This window comes from Paenibacillus sp. J5 (assembly GCF_054955055.1).
Genome location: NZ_JBUEDD010000019.1, coordinates 1 through 18,241 on the forward strand (window position 1 = coordinate 1; position 18,241 = coordinate 18,241).

General features: G+C 54.6%; 18 protein-coding genes. All 18 read right to left on the reverse strand.

Translation table 11 applies throughout. From position 1 onward, the window contains the following. Nucleotides 1–391 precede the first annotated feature (391 nt). On the reverse strand, nt 392–1,576 hold the full coding sequence (locus ACY1JZ_RS25045; RefSeq protein WP_462631480.1) for a hypothetical protein: 1,185 nt from the start codon (nt 1,574–1,576) through the stop codon (nt 392–394). Between the two features lie 328 nt (nt 1,577–1,904). Next, nucleotides 1,905–3,419, reverse strand: a complete 1,515-nt coding sequence (gene lysS, locus ACY1JZ_RS25050; RefSeq protein WP_462631482.1) for a lysine--tRNA ligase — start codon at nt 3,417–3,419, stop codon at nt 1,905–1,907. A 268-nt stretch (nt 3,420–3,687) separates the two neighbouring features. After that, complete coding sequence (greA, locus tag ACY1JZ_RS25055; protein WP_270167135.1) at nt 3,688–4,164, reverse strand: transcription elongation factor GreA; 477 nt, start codon at nt 4,162–4,164, stop codon at nt 3,688–3,690. Nucleotides 4,165–4,456: 292 nt separating this feature from the next. Beyond that, a complete protein-coding gene (dusB, locus tag ACY1JZ_RS25060) occupies nt 4,457–5,482 on the reverse strand; it encodes a tRNA dihydrouridine synthase DusB (protein WP_462631483.1) in 1,026 nt (341 codons plus the stop codon). A 38-nt stretch (nt 5,483–5,520) separates the two neighbouring features. Beyond that, nucleotides 5,521–5,736 carry a helix-turn-helix domain-containing protein gene (locus ACY1JZ_RS25065; RefSeq protein WP_270167131.1) on the reverse strand — a complete coding sequence of 72 codons (216 nt, stop codon included), beginning with the start codon at nt 5,734–5,736 and terminating at the stop codon, nt 5,521–5,523. Next, on the reverse strand, nt 5,706–6,272 hold the full coding sequence (gene folK, locus ACY1JZ_RS25070) for a 2-amino-4-hydroxy-6-hydroxymethyldihydropteridine diphosphokinase (RefSeq protein ID WP_462631484.1): 567 nt from the start codon (nt 6,270–6,272) through the stop codon (nt 5,706–5,708). Before folK ends, ACY1JZ_RS25065 begins: the two co-directional genes overlap by 31 nt. Then, on the reverse strand, nt 6,244–6,636 hold the full coding sequence (gene folB, locus ACY1JZ_RS25075; protein ID WP_270167127.1) for a dihydroneopterin aldolase: 393 nt from the start codon (nt 6,634–6,636) through the stop codon (nt 6,244–6,246). Before folB ends, folK begins: the two co-directional genes overlap by 29 nt. Before the next feature lie 9 nt (nt 6,637–6,645). Beyond that, nucleotides 6,646–7,500, reverse strand: coding sequence for a dihydropteroate synthase (gene folP / locus ACY1JZ_RS25080; protein WP_462631485.1), 855 nt, complete (start codon nt 7,498–7,500; stop codon nt 6,646–6,648). 14 nt (nt 7,501–7,514) lie between these two features. Further along, nucleotides 7,515–8,393: an aminodeoxychorismate lyase gene (pabC, locus tag ACY1JZ_RS25085; RefSeq protein ID WP_462631487.1), complete on the reverse strand. Its 879-nt coding sequence runs from the start codon at nt 8,391–8,393 to the stop codon at nt 7,515–7,517. Continuing rightward, nucleotides 8,390–8,971 carry an aminodeoxychorismate/anthranilate synthase component II gene (gene pabA / locus ACY1JZ_RS25090; protein ID WP_462631488.1) on the reverse strand — a complete coding sequence of 194 codons (582 nt, stop codon included), beginning with the start codon at nt 8,969–8,971 and terminating at the stop codon, nt 8,390–8,392. Before pabA ends, pabC begins: the two co-directional genes overlap by 4 nt. Nucleotides 8,972–8,983: 12 nt before the next feature. Further along, nucleotides 8,984–10,549, reverse strand: a complete 1,566-nt coding sequence (locus ACY1JZ_RS25095) for an anthranilate synthase component I family protein (protein WP_462631489.1) — start codon at nt 10,547–10,549, stop codon at nt 8,984–8,986. Nucleotides 10,550–10,788: 239 nt separating this feature from the next. Next, on the reverse strand, nt 10,789–11,727 hold the full coding sequence (cysK, locus tag ACY1JZ_RS25100) for a cysteine synthase A (protein ID WP_270167118.1): 939 nt from the start codon (nt 11,725–11,727) through the stop codon (nt 10,789–10,791). A gap of 89 nt (nt 11,728–11,816) precedes the next feature. Next, nucleotides 11,817–12,770 (reverse strand): peptidylprolyl isomerase, encoded by a 954-nt coding sequence (locus ACY1JZ_RS25105; RefSeq protein WP_462631491.1) that lies wholly within the window; start codon nt 12,768–12,770, stop codon nt 11,817–11,819. Nucleotides 12,771–12,791: 21 nt separating this feature from the next. Beyond that, nucleotides 12,792–13,691 carry an Hsp33 family molecular chaperone HslO gene (gene hslO / locus ACY1JZ_RS25110; RefSeq protein WP_270167115.1) on the reverse strand — a complete coding sequence of 300 codons (900 nt, stop codon included), beginning with the start codon at nt 13,689–13,691 and terminating at the stop codon, nt 12,792–12,794. 88 nt (nt 13,692–13,779) lie between these two features. Continuing rightward, nucleotides 13,780–14,547 (reverse strand): type III pantothenate kinase, encoded by a 768-nt coding sequence (locus tag ACY1JZ_RS25115; RefSeq protein WP_270167113.1) that lies wholly within the window; start codon nt 14,545–14,547, stop codon nt 13,780–13,782. After that, complete coding sequence (gene nadC, locus ACY1JZ_RS25120) at nt 14,544–15,428, reverse strand: carboxylating nicotinate-nucleotide diphosphorylase (protein ID WP_462631493.1); 885 nt, start codon at nt 15,426–15,428, stop codon at nt 14,544–14,546. The genes ACY1JZ_RS25115 and nadC overlap by 4 nt, the downstream gene beginning before the upstream one ends. Continuing rightward, on the reverse strand, nt 15,421–17,046 hold the full coding sequence (gene nadB, locus ACY1JZ_RS25125; RefSeq protein WP_270167111.1) for an L-aspartate oxidase: 1,626 nt from the start codon (nt 17,044–17,046) through the stop codon (nt 15,421–15,423). Before nadB ends, nadC begins: the two co-directional genes overlap by 8 nt. Before the next feature lie 31 nt (nt 17,047–17,077). Beyond that, the gene (gene nadA, locus ACY1JZ_RS25130) at nt 17,078–18,016 is read right to left on the reverse strand and encodes a quinolinate synthase NadA (RefSeq protein WP_270167110.1); all 939 of its coding nucleotides are present in this window, start codon (nt 18,014–18,016) and stop codon (nt 17,078–17,080) included. Nucleotides 18,017–18,241 lie beyond the last annotated feature (225 nt).

Sequence of the window (18,241 nt, forward strand, 5' to 3'; positions counted from 1 at the left end):
TACAGGGCTTTTTGCTCGTTGTTCAGTTTTCAAAGAACAAATTTTCTTGCTTTCTTCATCTCCGCATCTCTCAGCGGCGACTTTATTAATATAACACATTCGCCTAGTTGATTGCAAGCTTTTTTTAAATCTTTTTTCTTTCATTATCTCACTCTCTCAGGCGCAAGAAATAATATACCATGATTGAATTGTCTTTGGCAAGGCTTTTTTTAATTTTTTATGAATGCAATCAAGATGGGTGCTTAGGCTCACTAACGTCCTTCATTAATGAATAGCCTGCCTAAGCACAAGTGAGTGCTGCACGGATCACTCCATGCAGCACTCACTGCCTCCATACATCACGCTCTTAACTACCCCCTGCAAAGCTGAGAGCGACATCACCATATGCTGACTAGGGCATAACAGTTGCCTTGAATTCTGCCCACAGGGACGCCCTCGTGGATTTGCCCTGATCGATCGTGTACGTAGGACTTATAATTTGAAACAAGTAATGTCCTTGCTCCGATACACTATACTCCCCATGAACATTTCCCTGATTCACCCCAAGAGACACCCGATCCCACTCCTCATAAGCCTGCCCTGTGTACCGGTAGATCAGCATCGTTACAGCGTCCAGATCAGTACCATCTGGAAGCTGATTGCGCAGCAGCCTGCCGGACAGCTTGACGCGGTCTCCAGGCGAGTAGGCCGCCCACCTCTCGCCAGGCTGATCCAGTATCAGGTATGATCTCCCCTCTTCCGTGAGCCGAAGGGGCTCCTTCCTGCCCTCCTCTGGTTCTCGTTCTACAGTGATTATCAGACGTTCTTCTAGCAAGTCCAGTTCGTACAGATTCAACCCCGGCTCCAGCGCAAGCGAGAATCTTATCCGGTTATATGTGGCTTCCCCTTGGTGTACGGCTTTCTTCTCCACTTGCCCTTTCATTACGGTTCCCGAGCCTGCTGCTCCGATGGCTAGCAGTTGAGGCGGCTGTATCCCTTCCTCATACAGCAGGATATATTCAAGCAACTCCTTATCGGTCTTCTGCTCACGCTGTCCGAGTTCCAGATGCGGCGTTCTCCATTGCAGCGTCAGTTGCTCCTTCGCATACTCGGCACGAATGCCAAGCTTCGATAACAGATCGATGGAGACATACATTCTGCCCTGATACGTAAAAGGGTTGTACGTCAGCGTACCTGCACCCTGAGGCAAGCCGTCCAGTTTATAGATTTCGTCAGACTGCGCACGTAGCCCAAGCTCCTTGAGCGAGCCATCTACTGTCTGTATGGAGGCGATATTCGCTTGCTTCTGCTCTGCCTGCCAGTTGACCTCGGCCACGCCTGCGGCCTCAAGTGTACGCACAGGAAAATAGACCATATCTCTCCGAATCAGAATTGGCGCCGTCTGCAGCCTTGTTGACTGGTCCAGCAGAGACTGCTTCTCACCTAGCCGCAGCTCCAGCGTATGCTTCTCCAGTCGAGCAATTCCGTTATCCTGGGCGTTTGCCTTCAAGCCATCCGTACCGATGGAGGCTGAGTTCCAGCTACCTGCAAGCAGCGCAACGAGCCCCCATATCAGACCCCATGTTATCCGCCTCATTTTCCCTCATCACACCTCCACTTCCCTAGAGCATGTATATGCCCACAGTAGAGCACCCACCACCGCCTCTGCCCCCTGCCGCGTTGCTTACCTCTCGGTACACCTGAGTAGAACGCACCGGCATGGAACGAAAAACCGCAGCATCTGCTCCCTGCAGAACTTGCATACACACCCTAGACGAGCGGAAGCTACAATTTGTTACGATTGCCGTCCTTGGGGCCCGAGCATCCCCTTGCAGCCAGACATCCCATACAAGAAAAAACAAGCCGGCTTAGCAGCATATGCTGCTAAGCCGGCTTGTGCGGGTATTTCTATGAAGCCAGGCCCATTAATCCTCTGCACGCTCTCTCATCAGAGGGAATAGCAATACGTCGCGAATGGATGGCGCGTTGGTCAATAGCATAACAAGACGGTCGATGCCGATGCCTAGTCCACCTGTAGGCGGCAAGCCATATTCCAGTGCGCGGATGAAATCATCATCCATCTCATGCGCTTCATCATTGCCCTGCTCCTTCTCCAGCAACTGGGCCTCGAAGCGTTGACGCTGATCGATCGGGTCATTCAGCTCTGTGAAGGCATTAGCGTGCTCGCGCCCGACGATGAACAGCTCGAAACGGTCTGTAAACCGTGGGTCCTCGTCATTCTTTTTCGCCAGCGGCGAAATTTCCACCGGATGTCCCGTCACAAAGGTCGGCTGAATCAGCTTCTCTTCCACGAACGTCTCAAAGAAAGCGTTCAGAATATGTCCAACCGACATATGCGGGTCGACCTGCACATGATGCTCCTTGGCCAATTGATGCGCATCCTCATCTGTAAGCTGCTGGGCAAAATCGACACCAGTCGCCTCCTTGACCAGATCCACCATCGACACGCGGCGCCATGGGCTGCCCAGGTCAACCTCATAATCCTGATACTGGATCGTGGTCTGCCCCAGCACCTCCTGCGCGATATGAACGACCAGATTCTCGGTCAGCTCCATGATATCCTTGTAATCCGCATACGCCTCATACAGCTCAATCATCGTAAATTCAGGATTGTGACGAGTCGAGATTCCTTCATTCCGATATACACGGCCGATCTCATAGACCTTCTCCAGACCGCCGACAATGAGCCGCTTCAAATGCAGCTCGATCGCAATCCTCATATAGAGCTGCATATCCAGCGCATTATGATGAGTAATGAATGGACGCGCTGCAGCACCGCCCGCAATCGCATGAAGCGTCGGCGTCTCGACCTCCAGATAGCCGTGCGAATCGAGATAACGGCGCATCGACTGAATGATGCGGGAACGAGTGACGAAGGTCTGTTGCACATCCTGATTAATAATCAAATCCACGTAACGCTGGCGGTAACGCAGCTCTACATCCTTCAATCCATGATACTTCTCAGGAAGTGGCAGCAGCGACTTCGTCAGCACCTCAAGCGACAGCACCTTAATAGAGGTTTCTCCTGTCTTCGTCTTGAATACCGTCCCCCGCACGCCGATGATGTCGCCCAGATCGAGCAGACTGAACGCTTCATACTTCGCGGCATCCAGCGCATCTTGACGGACATAGATCTGAATCTTGCCGCTCAGATCCTGGATATGGGCGAAGGAAGCCTTGCCCATGCCCCGCTTCTGCATGATTCGCCCTGCCAAGCTCACTTCCGGCGACAGCTCCTCCAGCTCGTCCTTCGGCAGCTCTCCATAGGCGTCCAGCACCTCCTGCGCCTGATGCGTCCGCACGTACTTCTTGCCAAAGGGATCAATCCCTAAGCCGCGCAGTTGATCCAGCTTGTCCCTCCTGATCTGCAGCAGCTCGCTCAGTTCCTGTGTATCCTGTCCTTGATTATCCTGGCTCAATTTGCTTCAACTCCTCATGTTCTGTTCTTATGATCTGCATCTCTACAAGCGTCAATGGCTACACCGCCTTGGGCGGCACAGCGACGTCTCCGCATTGAAATATAAGCCGGTATAATACAGTCACTTATACGCTCTTATATTTTGAAAAAAAAGCTTCCCTTAAAAAAAGGAAGCTTGAATCGCCACACGTATCGCGCCGCAAGCTGGCGGCTTCAGCACATCCTTATCCAGTATAAAACGGATTTCCGGGCAAAGAAAGACCTATCGTTTATTTCTTTATATCCAAAATTTTATATTGAATGACGCCCGCCGGTACATTGACCTCAACGACCGTGCCCCTCTTCTTGCCTAGGATCGCTTTTCCGACAGGACTTTCATTTGAGATCTTGTTTTGCGAAGGGTCGGATTCTGCGGTGCCGACGATGGCATACTCCATCGTATCCTTGAATTCCAGATCCTCTACGGTTACGATCGAGCCTATACTTACGGTGTCAATATCAATCTCGTCATTATTAATGATACGGGCGTTGCGAAGCATCTTCTCCAGCGTAATAATACGTCCTTCGATAAACGCCTGCTCGTTCTTGGCATCCTCATACTCGGAGTTTTCACTGATATCGCCGTAGCCAATAGCAATCTTGATCCGCTCCGCCACTTCGCGCCGCTTCACCGACTTCAGATTCTCCAGCTCTTCCTCCAGTTTCTTCAGTCCGTCTTGAGTCAAGATGATTTCCTTATCGCTCATCTCACCAATTCTCCTGTCGCGTGACATATTTTCATACCCGTATGTATGAATCACTAATCATAACTATATGTTGGCTTCCTTAACATCAGGTCAGAATTCTATTGCATGATTATATTGCAGTCGACTCCAAATGTCAATCACAGGCAAATGAGACCATTTTAAGGCTCGGAAGACGTAAGATTACGCCTTGCAAGCGGCTGGCCTCATGCCCATAATCTGTCTCATTCACCAGGGTGCTGCCGTAACCATGGCATATAACCAGAACTCTGCCCACCTAATGATAAGACCCCAACTAATGCGCCACCGTCTCCTGGTCAACCGACGAAGCGACAGGCTCACTGGCCGCCTCGCCCAGCGAATCGATGTAGCTGCCTAGAATCTGCACCATATTGTCGCGGCTTGTTTCCTCCATAATATGATCCTTGATGCGAGCTGCGCCAGGCAGCCCCTTCAAGTACCAGGCCAAGTGCTTGCGCATCTCTCTTACTGCAACGGACTCGCCCCTGAGCTTCACCAGCCGATCCATATGAACAACCGCAATATGCATCCTCTCTATTGGAGATGGATCAGGCAGCATCTCGCCTTCAGTCAGGTAGCGAATCGTTCTATACAGCATCCACGGGTTCCCCAGAGCGCCTCTGCCGATCATGACCCCATCACAGCCCGTCTGCTCCAGCATACGCTTCGCATCCTCAGGAGAGAACACATCCCCGTTGCCGATGACAGGGATGCTCACGGCTTCCTTCACCTGCCGGATAATCTCCCAATCGGCAGTACCGGTATAGAGCTGCTCGCGTGTCCGGCCATGGACGCTGACCGCGCTCCCTCCGGCTCGTTGCACAGCCTGAGCATTCTCGACTGCATAGATATGCTCGCTATCCCAGCCGATCCGCATCTTCACCGTCACCGGCTTGTCGACCGCATCAACCACCGCAGAGACCATCTCATAGATTTTATTCGGGTCAAGCAACCAACGCGCGCCCGCATCGCACTTGGTCACCTTAGGTACGGGACAGCCCATATTAATGTCAATAATGTCGGCATTCGTCTGCTTATCGACGACCTTGGCCGCCTCGACCAAGGACTTGCGGTCGCCGCCGAAAATCTGCAGGCTGAGCGGCTTCTCCCGCTCATCGACATACAGCATCTCCATCGTGCGCTTATTGCCATGAAGAATCGCCTTGTCGCTCACCATCTCCGCACATACCAGTCCGCAGCCGAATTCCTTGGCAATCAGCCGGAAGGCTGGATTGCAGACACCGGCCATCGGCGCGAGCACGACATTATTTTTCATTTCGATATTTCCGATTTTCAGCATGCTCTCCATGCTCCTTTGCCTCTGTACTTCCCTGCAGCCTATGACGAACGCGGTTCCCCTATCAGCTCTTCATAGCTGACCTCCAGCGCTTGGGCGATCCTGCTAAGCAGCTTCTCCTCCGGCTTCCTCGTCCCTCTCTCCAGTGAACCAAGCACCGCTACCGAGATGTTCAAGCGCTCTGCCAGCCCTTGCTGCGTGTATCCCTTGAGCTTGCGGAACGCTCTTATCCGTTGAGCCAGTTGATGGTATTCCATAAAGTGATGCCTTCCTTTCGATCCCTCTGCGCCTCATACGCCGCTTGCTCCACCTTGCGCCGCAACTGCGGTTCTGCCACATAGTCCGCCAGACAATCACCGAGCGGCACCAACACGAAGCCGCGCTCCATCATACGAGGATGGGGAACGGTCAGCTCCTCCGAATCCATAACGACTCCCTCATAGTGAAGCAGATCCAGGTCAATCGTGCGTGGACCCCAGCGCTCCAGACGAACGCGTCCCAGCTCCTTCTCAATGTCTTGCATAATATGCAGCAGCTCCAGTGGAGCGCATGTCGTATCCAAGCGGGCAACCATATTAAGAAATGCTGGTTGATCTGTATACCCCACCGGATCAGTCTCGTAGATCGGGGACAAGCAGCGGACAGTGACTCCCTCACAGGTGTCCAGCTTGTATAGCGCTTGCTCCAGCATCGCTTGACGATCCCCCATATTCGAGCCTAGCGCAATAAAGGCGGCCTTGGGGCGTTGCTCTATATTCAGCCGCTCATCTCCATGCGGCAACGGTCTTTCCATAGTCATCCCGCTTTCTGCGAAGCTCCACAACCACACCGTCAAAATGAATCTCAAACGGTGGATGAGGCTTGGTCACACGTACTGCAACTTCGTTTATAATAGTATAAGTGTCAAGAACCCGCGATGCAATCTCATTTGCCAACGCTTCAATCAGCTTAAAGGGCGGACCCTCCACGATCTGCTTGACCAGAGCATGCAGCTCCGCATAATTCACCGTCTGCTCCAGATCATCGCTCTCACCTGCTCGGCGCAGATCCAGATCCAATTCCAATTCTACCCCGAACCGTTGCCCAAGCTTGTTCTCTTCAGGGAACACGCCGTGATAGCCAAAGAACTGCATTCCTCTGAGAACCATCGTATCCATCCTTCTCGTTCACCCCTTTGCTTCCTGTCCATAATAGATGATGGCATCCGTCATTCGGACTGTTCGCGCAATCTGCTCCACATCATGGACTCGCACGATCTGGCAGCCCTGTGCAATCCCGAGCACCACCGTCGCCGCAGTCCCTTCCACAACCTGGTCGGCAGGCAAGCCGAGCACATTGCGAATGAACAGCTTGCGCGAGGTGCCCAGCAGCACCGGATAGCCGAGTCCGCACAGCTCGTCAAGCGATCCCATAAGCTGCACATTATGAGAATGAGTCTTGGCAAAGCCGATGCCAGGGTCGAGCCATATATTATGCTGCTGCACGCCTGCGGCCAGCGCCAGCGCGATGCTCGCCTGCAGATCAGTAATAACGTCGGCAACCAGCTCCTCATACACTGCCGCGAGCCGATTATGGCTCAATATCACTGGACAGCCGTGTGCTGCCGCAATAGCTGCCATCTGCGGGTCCTTCTGCAGCGACCACACATCATTGATGATGTCCGCTCCTGCCGCCAGCGCCTGCCTGGCTGTCTCCGCCTTATAGGTGTCGATCGACAGCGTCACCTGGGGCAGGGCGCGCCTGACCGCCTCGATGACAGGCACCACCCGTCGCAGCTCCTCCTCTTCGGATACCGGTTCGCCGCCTGGACGGGTCGATTCGCCGCCAATATCGATGATGTCCGCCCCTGCTGCTGCCAGCCGCTGCGCGTGCTCTGCCGCGCGGGCTGGCTCGACATATCGTCCGCCATCGGAGAACGAGTCCGGCGTAGCATTCAATATGCCCATCACCAGCGTCCGCTTGCCCAGCTCCAGCCGGGCTCCGCTAGGGAACACATAGGAGCGGTTCCATACTCTAGGCATACTCGCTTCCCCTCTCATGATGCTTCTGTCTCCTTCCGGTATGCAGCCAATAGCTGCTCTGTCACCGGGCCGCGCAGCCCGTTACCAATCTCCGTCTCGGCTCCCTCGCCGTCCACCACACGCGTAACCGCCACCAGCTCCTGAATGGAATTGGTCAGCCAGATTTCCTCCGCATCTAACAGCGCATCCCAGCCATATAGCCCCTCCTCGACGACATAGCCTAGTGACCGCGCCAACTGAATGACCTTACGTCTTGTGATGCCTGGCAGAATGCCGGTATGGATAGCCGGCGTACATATTGTACGCTTAGGGGTGACGAAGAACAAATTGCTCACGATTCCCTCTGACAGGTGCCCCTCGGCGGTCAACATCAGCCCCTCTGCTCCGGGTGCTGCCCCTGACGCCGCCAGCTCACGCTTGGCAATAATATTATTCATATAATGGAGGGATTTAAACCTGACGGCCCCCTCCGGGGTGTTGCGGAGCGTGCGCAGCTTGCGCAGCTCCTTGCCCCTCAACTCCAGTTGTGGTGCAGGGGAGGGTAGCGGCTTGACCAACAGCAGCACATTAGGATGATCATAGTCTCCGATCGGCAAGCCGAGCTCCCCCTCCCCGGCGCTCACCGTAAGACGCACATAGGCTTCCTCCAGACCGTTCTCCCGCATGAGACTAGCCATCCACTCTGTAAGCTGCGGTCGATCGGCCGTATAACGAATGCCCAGCTCATTGCAGGCTTGCTCCAGCCGCTCAAGATGCCACTCCAGCAGGAACGGCCGCCCTCCATAGGTTCGGAACGTCTCGAACAGACCGATACCGTACAAAAAGCCGTGATCATAGACCGAGATCACAGCCTCCTGCGCGTTCATAATCTTCCCGTTCCAGCCGATCTTCATCGAGCCGCTCCGGCTGTCTGCTTCAAGAAATTGCGCAGCAAGGTCAGACCGTGCTCCGTAATGATGGATTCGGGGTGGAACTGCACGCCTTCGATCGGGTACTCTTTATGGCGAAGCCCCATGATCTCCCCTTCCTCCGTCTCCGCACTAATCTCCAGACAGTCCGGCAGCGTCTCGCGCTTGACGATCAGAGAATGGTAGCGGGTTGCCGTATAGGGAGAAGGAATCCCCTCGAAGATCGTGCGACCGTCATGGACAATCGGCGAGGTTTTGCCATGCATGAGCTTCTCAGCGCGTACAACCTCCCCGCCAAAGGCTTGACCGATCGATTGATGTCCAAGACAGACGCCAAAGATCGGTATCTCCCCCTTGAAGCGCTCAATTAGCGCCAGGCTAATGCCTGCTTCATTGGGTGTGCAGGGACCTGGCGAGATGAGGATATGATTCGGCGCAAGCTGGGCGATCCCCTCAAGATCAATCTCATCATTACGCTTCACCACGATCTCCTCGCCTAATTCACCCAGATACTGCACCAGATTGTACGTAAACGAGTCATAGTTATCAATTACAAGAATCATGACAGACTCCCCCTATTGTTGAATGGCTTGCTCACGAAATCTCTCGCTATATTGAATGGCCTTCCATAAAGCCTTTGCCTTGTTCAACGATTCATAGTATTCTCGCTCCGGGTCGGAATCAATCACGATGCCAGCACCTGCCTGCACATGAATCCGCCCCGCCTGAACGACCATCGTGCGAATAATAATATTAAATTCCATATCCCCATTATAGTCAATCCAGCCCATAGATCCGGTATACGCTCCACGCCGCACAGGCTCCAGTTCCTCGATAATCTCCATCGTCCGAATTTTGGGCGCTCCCGTAATGGTTCCTCCTGGGAACTTGGCGGCAATGACATCGAATGCATCCTTCCCCTGCCTCAGCTCACCCTCCACCTGGGAGACCAGATGCATAACATGAGAGTAGCGCTCGACCGTCATCAGCTCCTTAACACATACCGTCCCGTATTCCGAGATGCGTCCCAGATCATTGCGATCCAGGTCGACGAGCATAATATGCTCGGCGCGCTCCTTCTCATTGCTCCGCAGCTCCTCCTCCAGCAGACGATCCTCCTCGTCGGTTCTACCCCGACGCCGCGTCCCGGCAATCGGGCGAGCCGCCAGGCGACCGCCGCGCGCCTCGACCAGCAGCTCCGGCGAGGCCGACACGAGTTGAAAATCAGGCGCCCGCAGATAGCCCATGTACGGAGATGGATTGAACAGCCGCAGCCACTCATACAGATCCTCTGGTGAATGGTCACTCTCAATGCTCTGACGCAGCGACAGATTCACCTGGAATACATCACCCTGCCCAATATAACGCTGAATGGCGCGCACAGCATCCATGAACGCCTCCTTGGAGAACGGCGAGGTGCGGCCAGGGATCGATTCCACATCAATATGCATCGTCTGATCACTGCGCAGCAGCTCCTGCTGCCGCTGTCGCTTCTCCCTCGCCTGTGCACTCTCGTCGGCTTGTATCAGCTCCTGCCATAGCTGGGCCATGCGGGTAGCCTGTTCCACTGCACGGTCATACAGCCGGCGCAGCGTCTCCCCCGCAGCATCGGCAGGAATCGGAGTATGGATCGCGCAATATAGCTCACCCTCCTGATGGTCAATAATCCATACCTCATTAAGCCTCATAAACAGATAATCCGGCAGCGACAGGTCATCCTCAGCCAACTCAGGCAGCCGTTCGATCGAGCGAGCCACATCGTAGCTCAAGAAGCCCGCGCAGCCACCGATCCACTTCGGCCCCTCAGTCAGACGCGGGCTTCGGTAAGGCTGCACCCAGCGACGCATCACCTCAAGCGGCCGCCCTTCCAACTGCGCTCTCCGGCCAGAATGCAGCTCCAGCGACTCGGCGCGCTCGCCCTTCCCACGCACGATCTCCTCCGGCCGCAAACCCGCATACGTATAGCGCCCGCCCTTGCCGCTCTCCATCAGTATCGCATAAGGACTCGCATACTCCCATGCTCTCCGCCAGTTATCTACCCCGGCTTGTCCTCCCAATTGCTGTCGATGCAGCAAGGGCAGCATCGTGTATTGTCCAGTAGCCGCCCACTGCTCCCACTGCTCGTAAGTCATGCCAATCATGTCCGATCCTCCTGCATTAACGGTTGCACTAAGTATAATGAAAGGCCGCCTGAAAAGGCAAGCAGAAACGAAGGGTTTTTGCTATGCCACTATCCCCCATCCATCTGCTCCGGCTGCAGGGTGCGCAGCATGCTATAGTTCTTCGTTGTATCGATGTCCTGAGCTGCTCCTATCCGTCTGCAAAAAAGAGCTACACCAGCATCGTTGATGCTAGGTGCAGCTCTTGAACAAGATCACAATTAATTATCGAAGTTGAACAGTGGTGTGCTCAAATAGCGCTCGCCGTTGCTCGGTACAATCGCAACTACACGCTTGCCCTTGCCCAGTTCCTTCGCTACCTTCAGCGCCGCGAAGATCGCTGCGCCAGAGGAGATTCCGCACAGAATGCCTTCTTCTTTCGCTGCACGGCGCGCATATTCAAAAGCATCCTCGTTCTCTACAGTTATGACACCGTCATAAATCTCACGATTCAGAATATCTGGAACAAAGTTCGCGCCGATGCCTTGAATTTTATGCGGGCCTGGCTTGCCGCCGGACAGCAGCGGAGAGGCCGCAGGCTCTACAGCGTAGATCTGAATGCCCGGGAAATTCTCCTTCAAGACCTCGCCAGCGCCGGAGATCGTGCCGCCTGTGCCGATGCCGGCAATGAAGGCGTCCAGCTTGCCGTCGAGCGAGTTGATCGCTTCGACAATCTCAGGACCTGTCGTCTCGCGGTGAATCTTCACGTTCGCTTGGTTCTTGAACTGCTGCGGCATGAAGTAGCTCGGATTTTCACTCTGAATCTCTTCGGCTTTGCGCACAGCGCCATTCATGCCTTCCGATCCTGGCGTCAGCACAATCTCCGCTCCATAGGCGCGAAGCAGGTTGCGGCGCTCCAAGCTCATGGTCTCCGGCATAACTAGAATTGCCTTGTAGCCTTTGGCTGCTGCAACCAGTGCCAACCCAATGCCTGTATTCCCGCTGGTAGGCTCAACAATTGTATCGCCTGGCTTAATCCGCCCTTCCTGCTCTGCTACCTCGATCATGCTGATCGCAATCCGGTCCTTCACACTGGCACCCGGATTTTGGTATTCCAGCTTCACATAAATCTCAGCAGAATCCTCAGGCACCAGACGGTTCAAACGAACAAGCGGTGTATCGCCAATCAAATCGGTTACGTTCTGTACAATTCTAGCCATGCTAAAAGGCCTCCTTAATCCGACTGGTTCAGTTGGTTTTTAACTATTTTAATATTAACAACGGTCAATAGTAATTGTCAATAGCGAGTTTAACTCTGGTATACAGTCGCGCCATATTTATCTAGCAGGATGTTCTCCATCTCACCGAGCGGAACGGCCTCCTCAAGCGCAAGCTGCTTGCGGGCGCGTTCCACCTGGCGCTGCTCGTCCAGCTCTACCTCTTGCTGGCGCTCTTGAAGCTGGACGATGGCATAGCCCTGCTTGACTGTGACAGGGCCTGCGATCTGTCCGACATGAAGACGGCTAACTTCCTCCATCACGGCTCGCTCGATGAACGGGTCATTTCTGTCCACGAGCCCAATCTCTCCGCCATCGTTAGCTGTATACTCATCCTCGGAGAACCGCTGTGCCAATACGGAAAATGACGAGCCTGCCTCAAGCTGCTCCAACACCAATCGGGCGAGCTGCTCCGAGGAGGTCACAATCCAGGCGATCCGAACCTGCTCCTGTGGTCCAAAGATATCTGGATGAGCATTCATATAGTCTTTTACTTGTTCATCTGTAATAATGACTTGCCTCGTGGCAATCTTCTCCAGCAGCAGTTGGTATCGCATCTCCAGCCTGAGCTCATCTTCCGTCAAGCCCAGTTGATCCTTCATCGCCTTCAAATACTCCGCCTCGCCGCCGTAACCGGTAGAGCGCTCGTGAAGCTCCTCCTGAATCTCTTGCTCTGTAACCTCAAGACCGAGCGACTCGGACTCCAGATCAATCGCTTGGCGAACCATCAGCTTATTCAGCATCTGATCCCCATACTCCTTCACAAGCGCATCCCGTAGCTCCTTCACGGTAATATACCGTTGGCCAACAACAGCCGCAATATCGCTGTCGTCCAGCCTCTCGCTGCCCGCGTGGTCCGGGGGAGCCGCCGGGTCGTCCTGTTTATCTCTATCCGGTACGACCTTGACAACGACCACGACCGTCAGCACGATCATACAGATCGCCTGTAGGGCGATCAAACCTTTCCACATCGCCGCCTTATTCATGTTCAGCCCTGATCCTCTCTATTAGTGAATCGGATCAGGCTTGGCTTGGTTCAGCAACGCCTGCAGATGGTCACGGTCAAACGTGTACACTTCATTGCAGAAATGGCAGACGACTTCCGCCTTCTCATCGTCATCAATTAATTGCTGCAGCTCCTGCTCACCTAGACTGAGCAGCGTGGCACCCACCCGTTCCTGGGAGCACTTGCAGGCAAATACGATCGGCAGCGTGTCCATGAACTTCACATCGCCGCCCGCTATGAATTCGAGCATCCCCTCCGGGGACTCGCCCTGATCGAGCAGGGAGGTTACAGGCGGCATCGCTGACAGACGCTGCTCCAACTGCGTAATGTCCGCATCGGTTAACCCGGGAAGCAACTGGATAATGAAACCGCCCGCCTGTATGACCGAGCCATCTGTATCGACAAGCACACCTAATCCGACAGCAGAGGGGGTCTGCTCGGAGGTGGCGAAGTAGTACGTAAAGTCCTCACCCAGCTCGCCCGAGACGAGCGGGATGCTGCCCCGATACGGATCGCGCAGGCCCAAATCCTTGATCACATGCAGGTAGCCTGTGCGGCCCACTGCACCCGCCACATCGAGCTTGCCCTGCGCATTGCTCGCCAGATGAACATCGGGATGATCGACATAGCCGCGGACCTCGCCATCTGCATTGGCATCGACAACGATCTGCCCCAGCGGGCCGTCTCCCTTGACTTGAATCGTCAGCTTCTCCTTGCCCTTGAGCATCGCACCCATCATGGCTCCTGCCGCAGCCGTCCGGCCAAGCGCAGCCGTTGCTGTCGGCAATGTATTATGGCGTCTTCTCAATTCGTCCACCAGCTCCGTGCAGCGCACTGCGAACACGCGCACCTTGCCGCCAAGAGCGGTTCCGCGGACAAGATAATCCTTGCTGTTGCCCACTATAATCCCTCCTTCGTCGCACTATTGTCATTCTATATCTACATGTGCAGCCTGTGGCGATCAGCCGCCCCAAGGCGCCTCTTCTTGATCAATCCTGGTTGCGCTCATATATGAGACGCAGCCCCTCCAGGGTCAGCAGCGGATCCACCTGACGGATCGTCTCCGTCTCACTGGCGATGAGCTCAGCCAGCCCGCCCGTCGCCACGACGAAAGGCTTGACGTTAAATTCGCGTTCGATTCGCCGCACGATGCCATCCACTTGACCTGCATAGCCGAATATAATGCCGGCCTGCATAGATGTAACGGGATTGCGACCGATGACGCTGCGCGGCTTCACAAGCTCGATGCGCGGCAGCTTGGCTGCGCGCTGGTACAGCGCCTCGGTAGAGATGCCGATTCCTGGAAGGATCGCGCCGCCCAGATAATCTCCTGCCTCGTCAATGTAGTCAAAGGTCGTCGCCGTCCCAAAATCAACGACGATAAGCGGCTTGCCATATTTCTCGATGCCTGCTACCGCGTTCACGATTCGGTCAGCGCCTACCTCGCGCGGATTCTCATACCGTATGTTCAGGCCGGTCTTCACTCCAGGCCCCACTACGATCGGCGTCCGCTTGAGATAAATCTCGCATAACTGCTCCAACGTCCGCATAAGCGGAGGTACGACGGATGAGACGATGACTCCCTTCACCTCTCGAATGTCCAAGTGAGCGAATTGCAGCAGATTGTGAATCATAATGCCGTACTCATCCACCGTGGTCGAGCGATTCGTGCCCAGCCGCCAATGATGCAGCAGCTCCTGGCCGCGGTACACGCCCAGCACCATATTGGTATTGCCGACGTCCACAACAAGGATCATTGCTCCGCCCCGCCCTTCTTGCCATTCAGATCAAGGCTAATATCGAGCGATGGAAATGAATAGGTCAGCGCTCCCACAGAGATAACATCCACACCGCAATCGGCAATGCCGCCGATCGTCTCCAGATTGACGCCGCCCGAAGCTTCAATTACTACATGCGGCGCGCGGCCGCGAATCAGTTGCACCGCTTCGCGCATCCGCTCATTGGACATATTATCGAGCATGATAATGTCAGCTCCAGCCTCCAGCGCTTCCTCGATCTGAGCGATCGACTCCGTCTCCACCTCTATCTTCATCGTATGCGGAATACGTGCACGCGACGCCTCAACAGCCTGGCGAATACCGCCTGCTCCTTTGATATGATTATCCTTAATCATCACCGCATCATACAGCCCGAAGCGGTGGTTCGCTCCGCCGCCGACGCGCACCGCATACTTCTCCAGCATCCGGTGTCCAGGGGTCGTCTTGCGCGTATCCACCAACCGCACAGGCCGCTCCCCTACCTTTGCCTTATATTGCCGGGTGCGGGTGGCTATGCCTGACATCCGCTGGAGCAGGTTAAGGGCGAGCCGCTCGCCCGTGAGCAGGCTGTGCGTGCTCCCTTCCACCTCGGCCAGCACCGTTCCCTTGTTGACAGCTTCACCCTCCAGAACACATCTGCGAAACTGTAATTCGGGATCTACGATGTGAAACACCAGCTCCGCCACAGGCAGCCCGGCGATTATGCCATCCTCTTTCACATGAATGATAGCTGTCGACTGATGCCCGGGCGCAATCGTAGTCTCTGTCGTAATATCGCCCGAGCCGACATCCTCAGCCAGCCAGCTACGAATCTGCTGTCGCAGCGCCTCATTATAACTCCCCAACTCATGCTCATGCATCCTGTATTCGCTCCTCTGTTACCCCGTATTCCCGGTGAAGGACAGTGTGCTTGCGCCATAGCAGATCATCGCGCTCAGGGAAATCCTCCCTGTAATGCGCCCCCCGGCTCTCCTCCCGCTCCAGCGCGGCCTGTGTCGTCAGCAACGCACAAGTGAGCAGGTTGGCGAATTCATACTCCTCCCGCTTGGTCAATACGGTCTGAAAAATCGGCAGTTGTCGCTTCAGCTCGGACAACCCTTTCATTAACCCGTTGGCATCTCTTCTCAGACCCGCATAACGAACCATAATTTTCTGCAGCTTCAGCCGTTTCTCAACGAAAGCCTGAATAGACGATGCGCTCCGCCATTCCTCCATCGGCCCGCGCTCCATCACCGCTGCGCAGCTCTCTGGTAGCTGCAGCTCGTTAATGCGCTGCACGATGCGTCTGCCGAATACGATCGCCTCCGACAGCGAATTGCTCGCCAGCCGATTAGCGCCATGCACACCCGTCGAAGATACCTCGCCGCAGGCGAACAGACGCTTGACATTCGTCTCTCCATGCAGATCGGTCTTGACGCCTCCCATCATATAATGCGCCGCCGGAGCCACCGGAATCCAATCCGTCGTGAGATCGAGCCCATACGTTAGGCAAAATTCATAGATCGTCGGGAAACGGTGCTTGACCATCTCCGCCGATTCATGGGTGACGTCCAGATAGACGAAGGTCGAACGTGTCGCTTCGATCTCGCTGACGATGGCTCGCGCGACGACATCGCGTGGCGCAAGCTCGAGCTGCTCATGGTATTTCTCCATGAAGCGCTCGCCTTTGATATTGCGAAGCACAGCGCCCTCGCCACGCACAGCCTCCGAGATCAGGAAGCGTGGAGCACCCGGATAGCATAATGAAGTTGGATGGAATTGGATGAATTCCACATCCTGTATGTAGGCGCCTGCGCGATAAGCCATCGCGATACCGTCACCTGTTGCGACATCTGGATTGGTTGTATAACGGTACAGTTGTCCGGCTCCACCGGAGCAGAGCACAGTTGCCTTGCCGCGAACGAACAGCTTCTGTCCATCCGGCTTCTGTACCAGCGCACCACAGCACTCTCCATCGGTCGTGATGAGATCGATGACGAAGTGATCGTCCCATACCTCTATATTCGGATGCGTCTTCGCCTTCTCTGATAGCGCACGCACAATCTCGTACCCTGTCGCATCCCCGTTCGCATGCAGAATGCGGCGTTGGCTATGCGCGCCCTCCTTGGTCAAGGCGTATTCTCCGTCCTCCAGGTCGAACTGCGTTCCCATCTGGATCAGATCCTCGATGCCCTGCGGCCCCTCGTGCACCAGCACGCTTACTGCATCATGGCTGCATAATCCTGCTCCGGCAATCAGCGTATCCTGACGGTGGTAAGCAGGAGAATCGTCCTCGGAGATGACCGCCGCAATTCCCCCCTGTGCATACCGGGTATTGCTGTCCATGACCGATTTTTTGGTAATCATAAGTACGTTATTATTTTCACTAGCTTGAATGGCAGTGAACAAGCCTGCGATTCCAGCACCGATGACGATGACATCCTTCTCGACTACCGGCAGCTCATCCAGCGCAACGTCTACTAAATATCTGGGAATCATTCGCTTTCCTCCTACAAGGAAGTAGCGCATGCTACTTCACTTGCAGCATGCGCTCCAGGGATAGCCTTGCTTGGTTGGCAACATGAGGCGGAACATAAATCTGAGGCTGCATCGTCTCCAGACATTTCACGAGCTTCTTCAGATTATTGACCTTCATATTGGGACATACCAGGTACTTGGTTGCAAAATGGAAGGTCTTGTCCGGGCTGTCCTTGCGAAGCTGGTAGCCGGTACCGTCCTCTGTGCCAACGATAAATTCCTTGTTCGGGGATTCCTTGCAATATTTAATAATAGCAGTCGTGCTGCCGACAAAATCGCCCATCTCCACAACTTCAGGACGACACTCGGGGTGGACAACAAATTCCGCGTTCGGGTACTTGGCTTTCATCTCGACAACATCCTTGACGGTCAACATATCATGCGTGTTGCAGTAGCCTTCCCAGATAATCATCTTCTTGTCGGTCTTCTGCTGGACGTAATGGCCCAGATTCTTGTCCGGCACCCAGATCACCTCGTCGCCCTCGACCGAGTTGACCACCTTGACTGCATTTGCAGACGTACAGCAAATGTCCGTCTCCGCCTTAATCTCCGCGGACGAGTTAATATACGTCACAACGGTCGCATTCGGATGCTGTGCCTTCAGCTTGCGCAGTCCATCTACATTCACCATATCTGCCATCGGGCAACCGGCTCGCTCGTCCGGGATAATCACAGTCTTGTTCGGAGCCAAAATCTTGGCGCTCTCTCCCATAAAATGAACGCCGCAAAATACGATCGTATCCGCATCCGTCTCGGCAGCCTTCTGGGCGAGCAGGAAGGAGTCCCCGCGAAAATCGGCAACCTCCTGAATTTCATCGCGCTGATAATAATGAGCCAGTATAATGGCGTTGCGTTCCTTCTTCAATTCCAGCAGACGTTCGCGCAGCTCGCGATTCTGCTGCTCCTTGCGTTCCAATGCCAATGCTTCCACGGCAAACCCTCTCCTTGTATGTCATCAGGCTGCGCCAAGGCGCTCTCCCTAGTGTAGCCAAAGCTTGACTATTTGATGAAGTTACACTTTAATTTACACAACGCAGACTACCCTGTCAACAAGCTTCAAAGCCCGCCACTACCGAATATGTTGCCCCTAGCTTGCTTAATCGTTCCGCTACGTTGCCTTATAGCTGAATGCGTGTAATAAATTTCACAAGCGCAG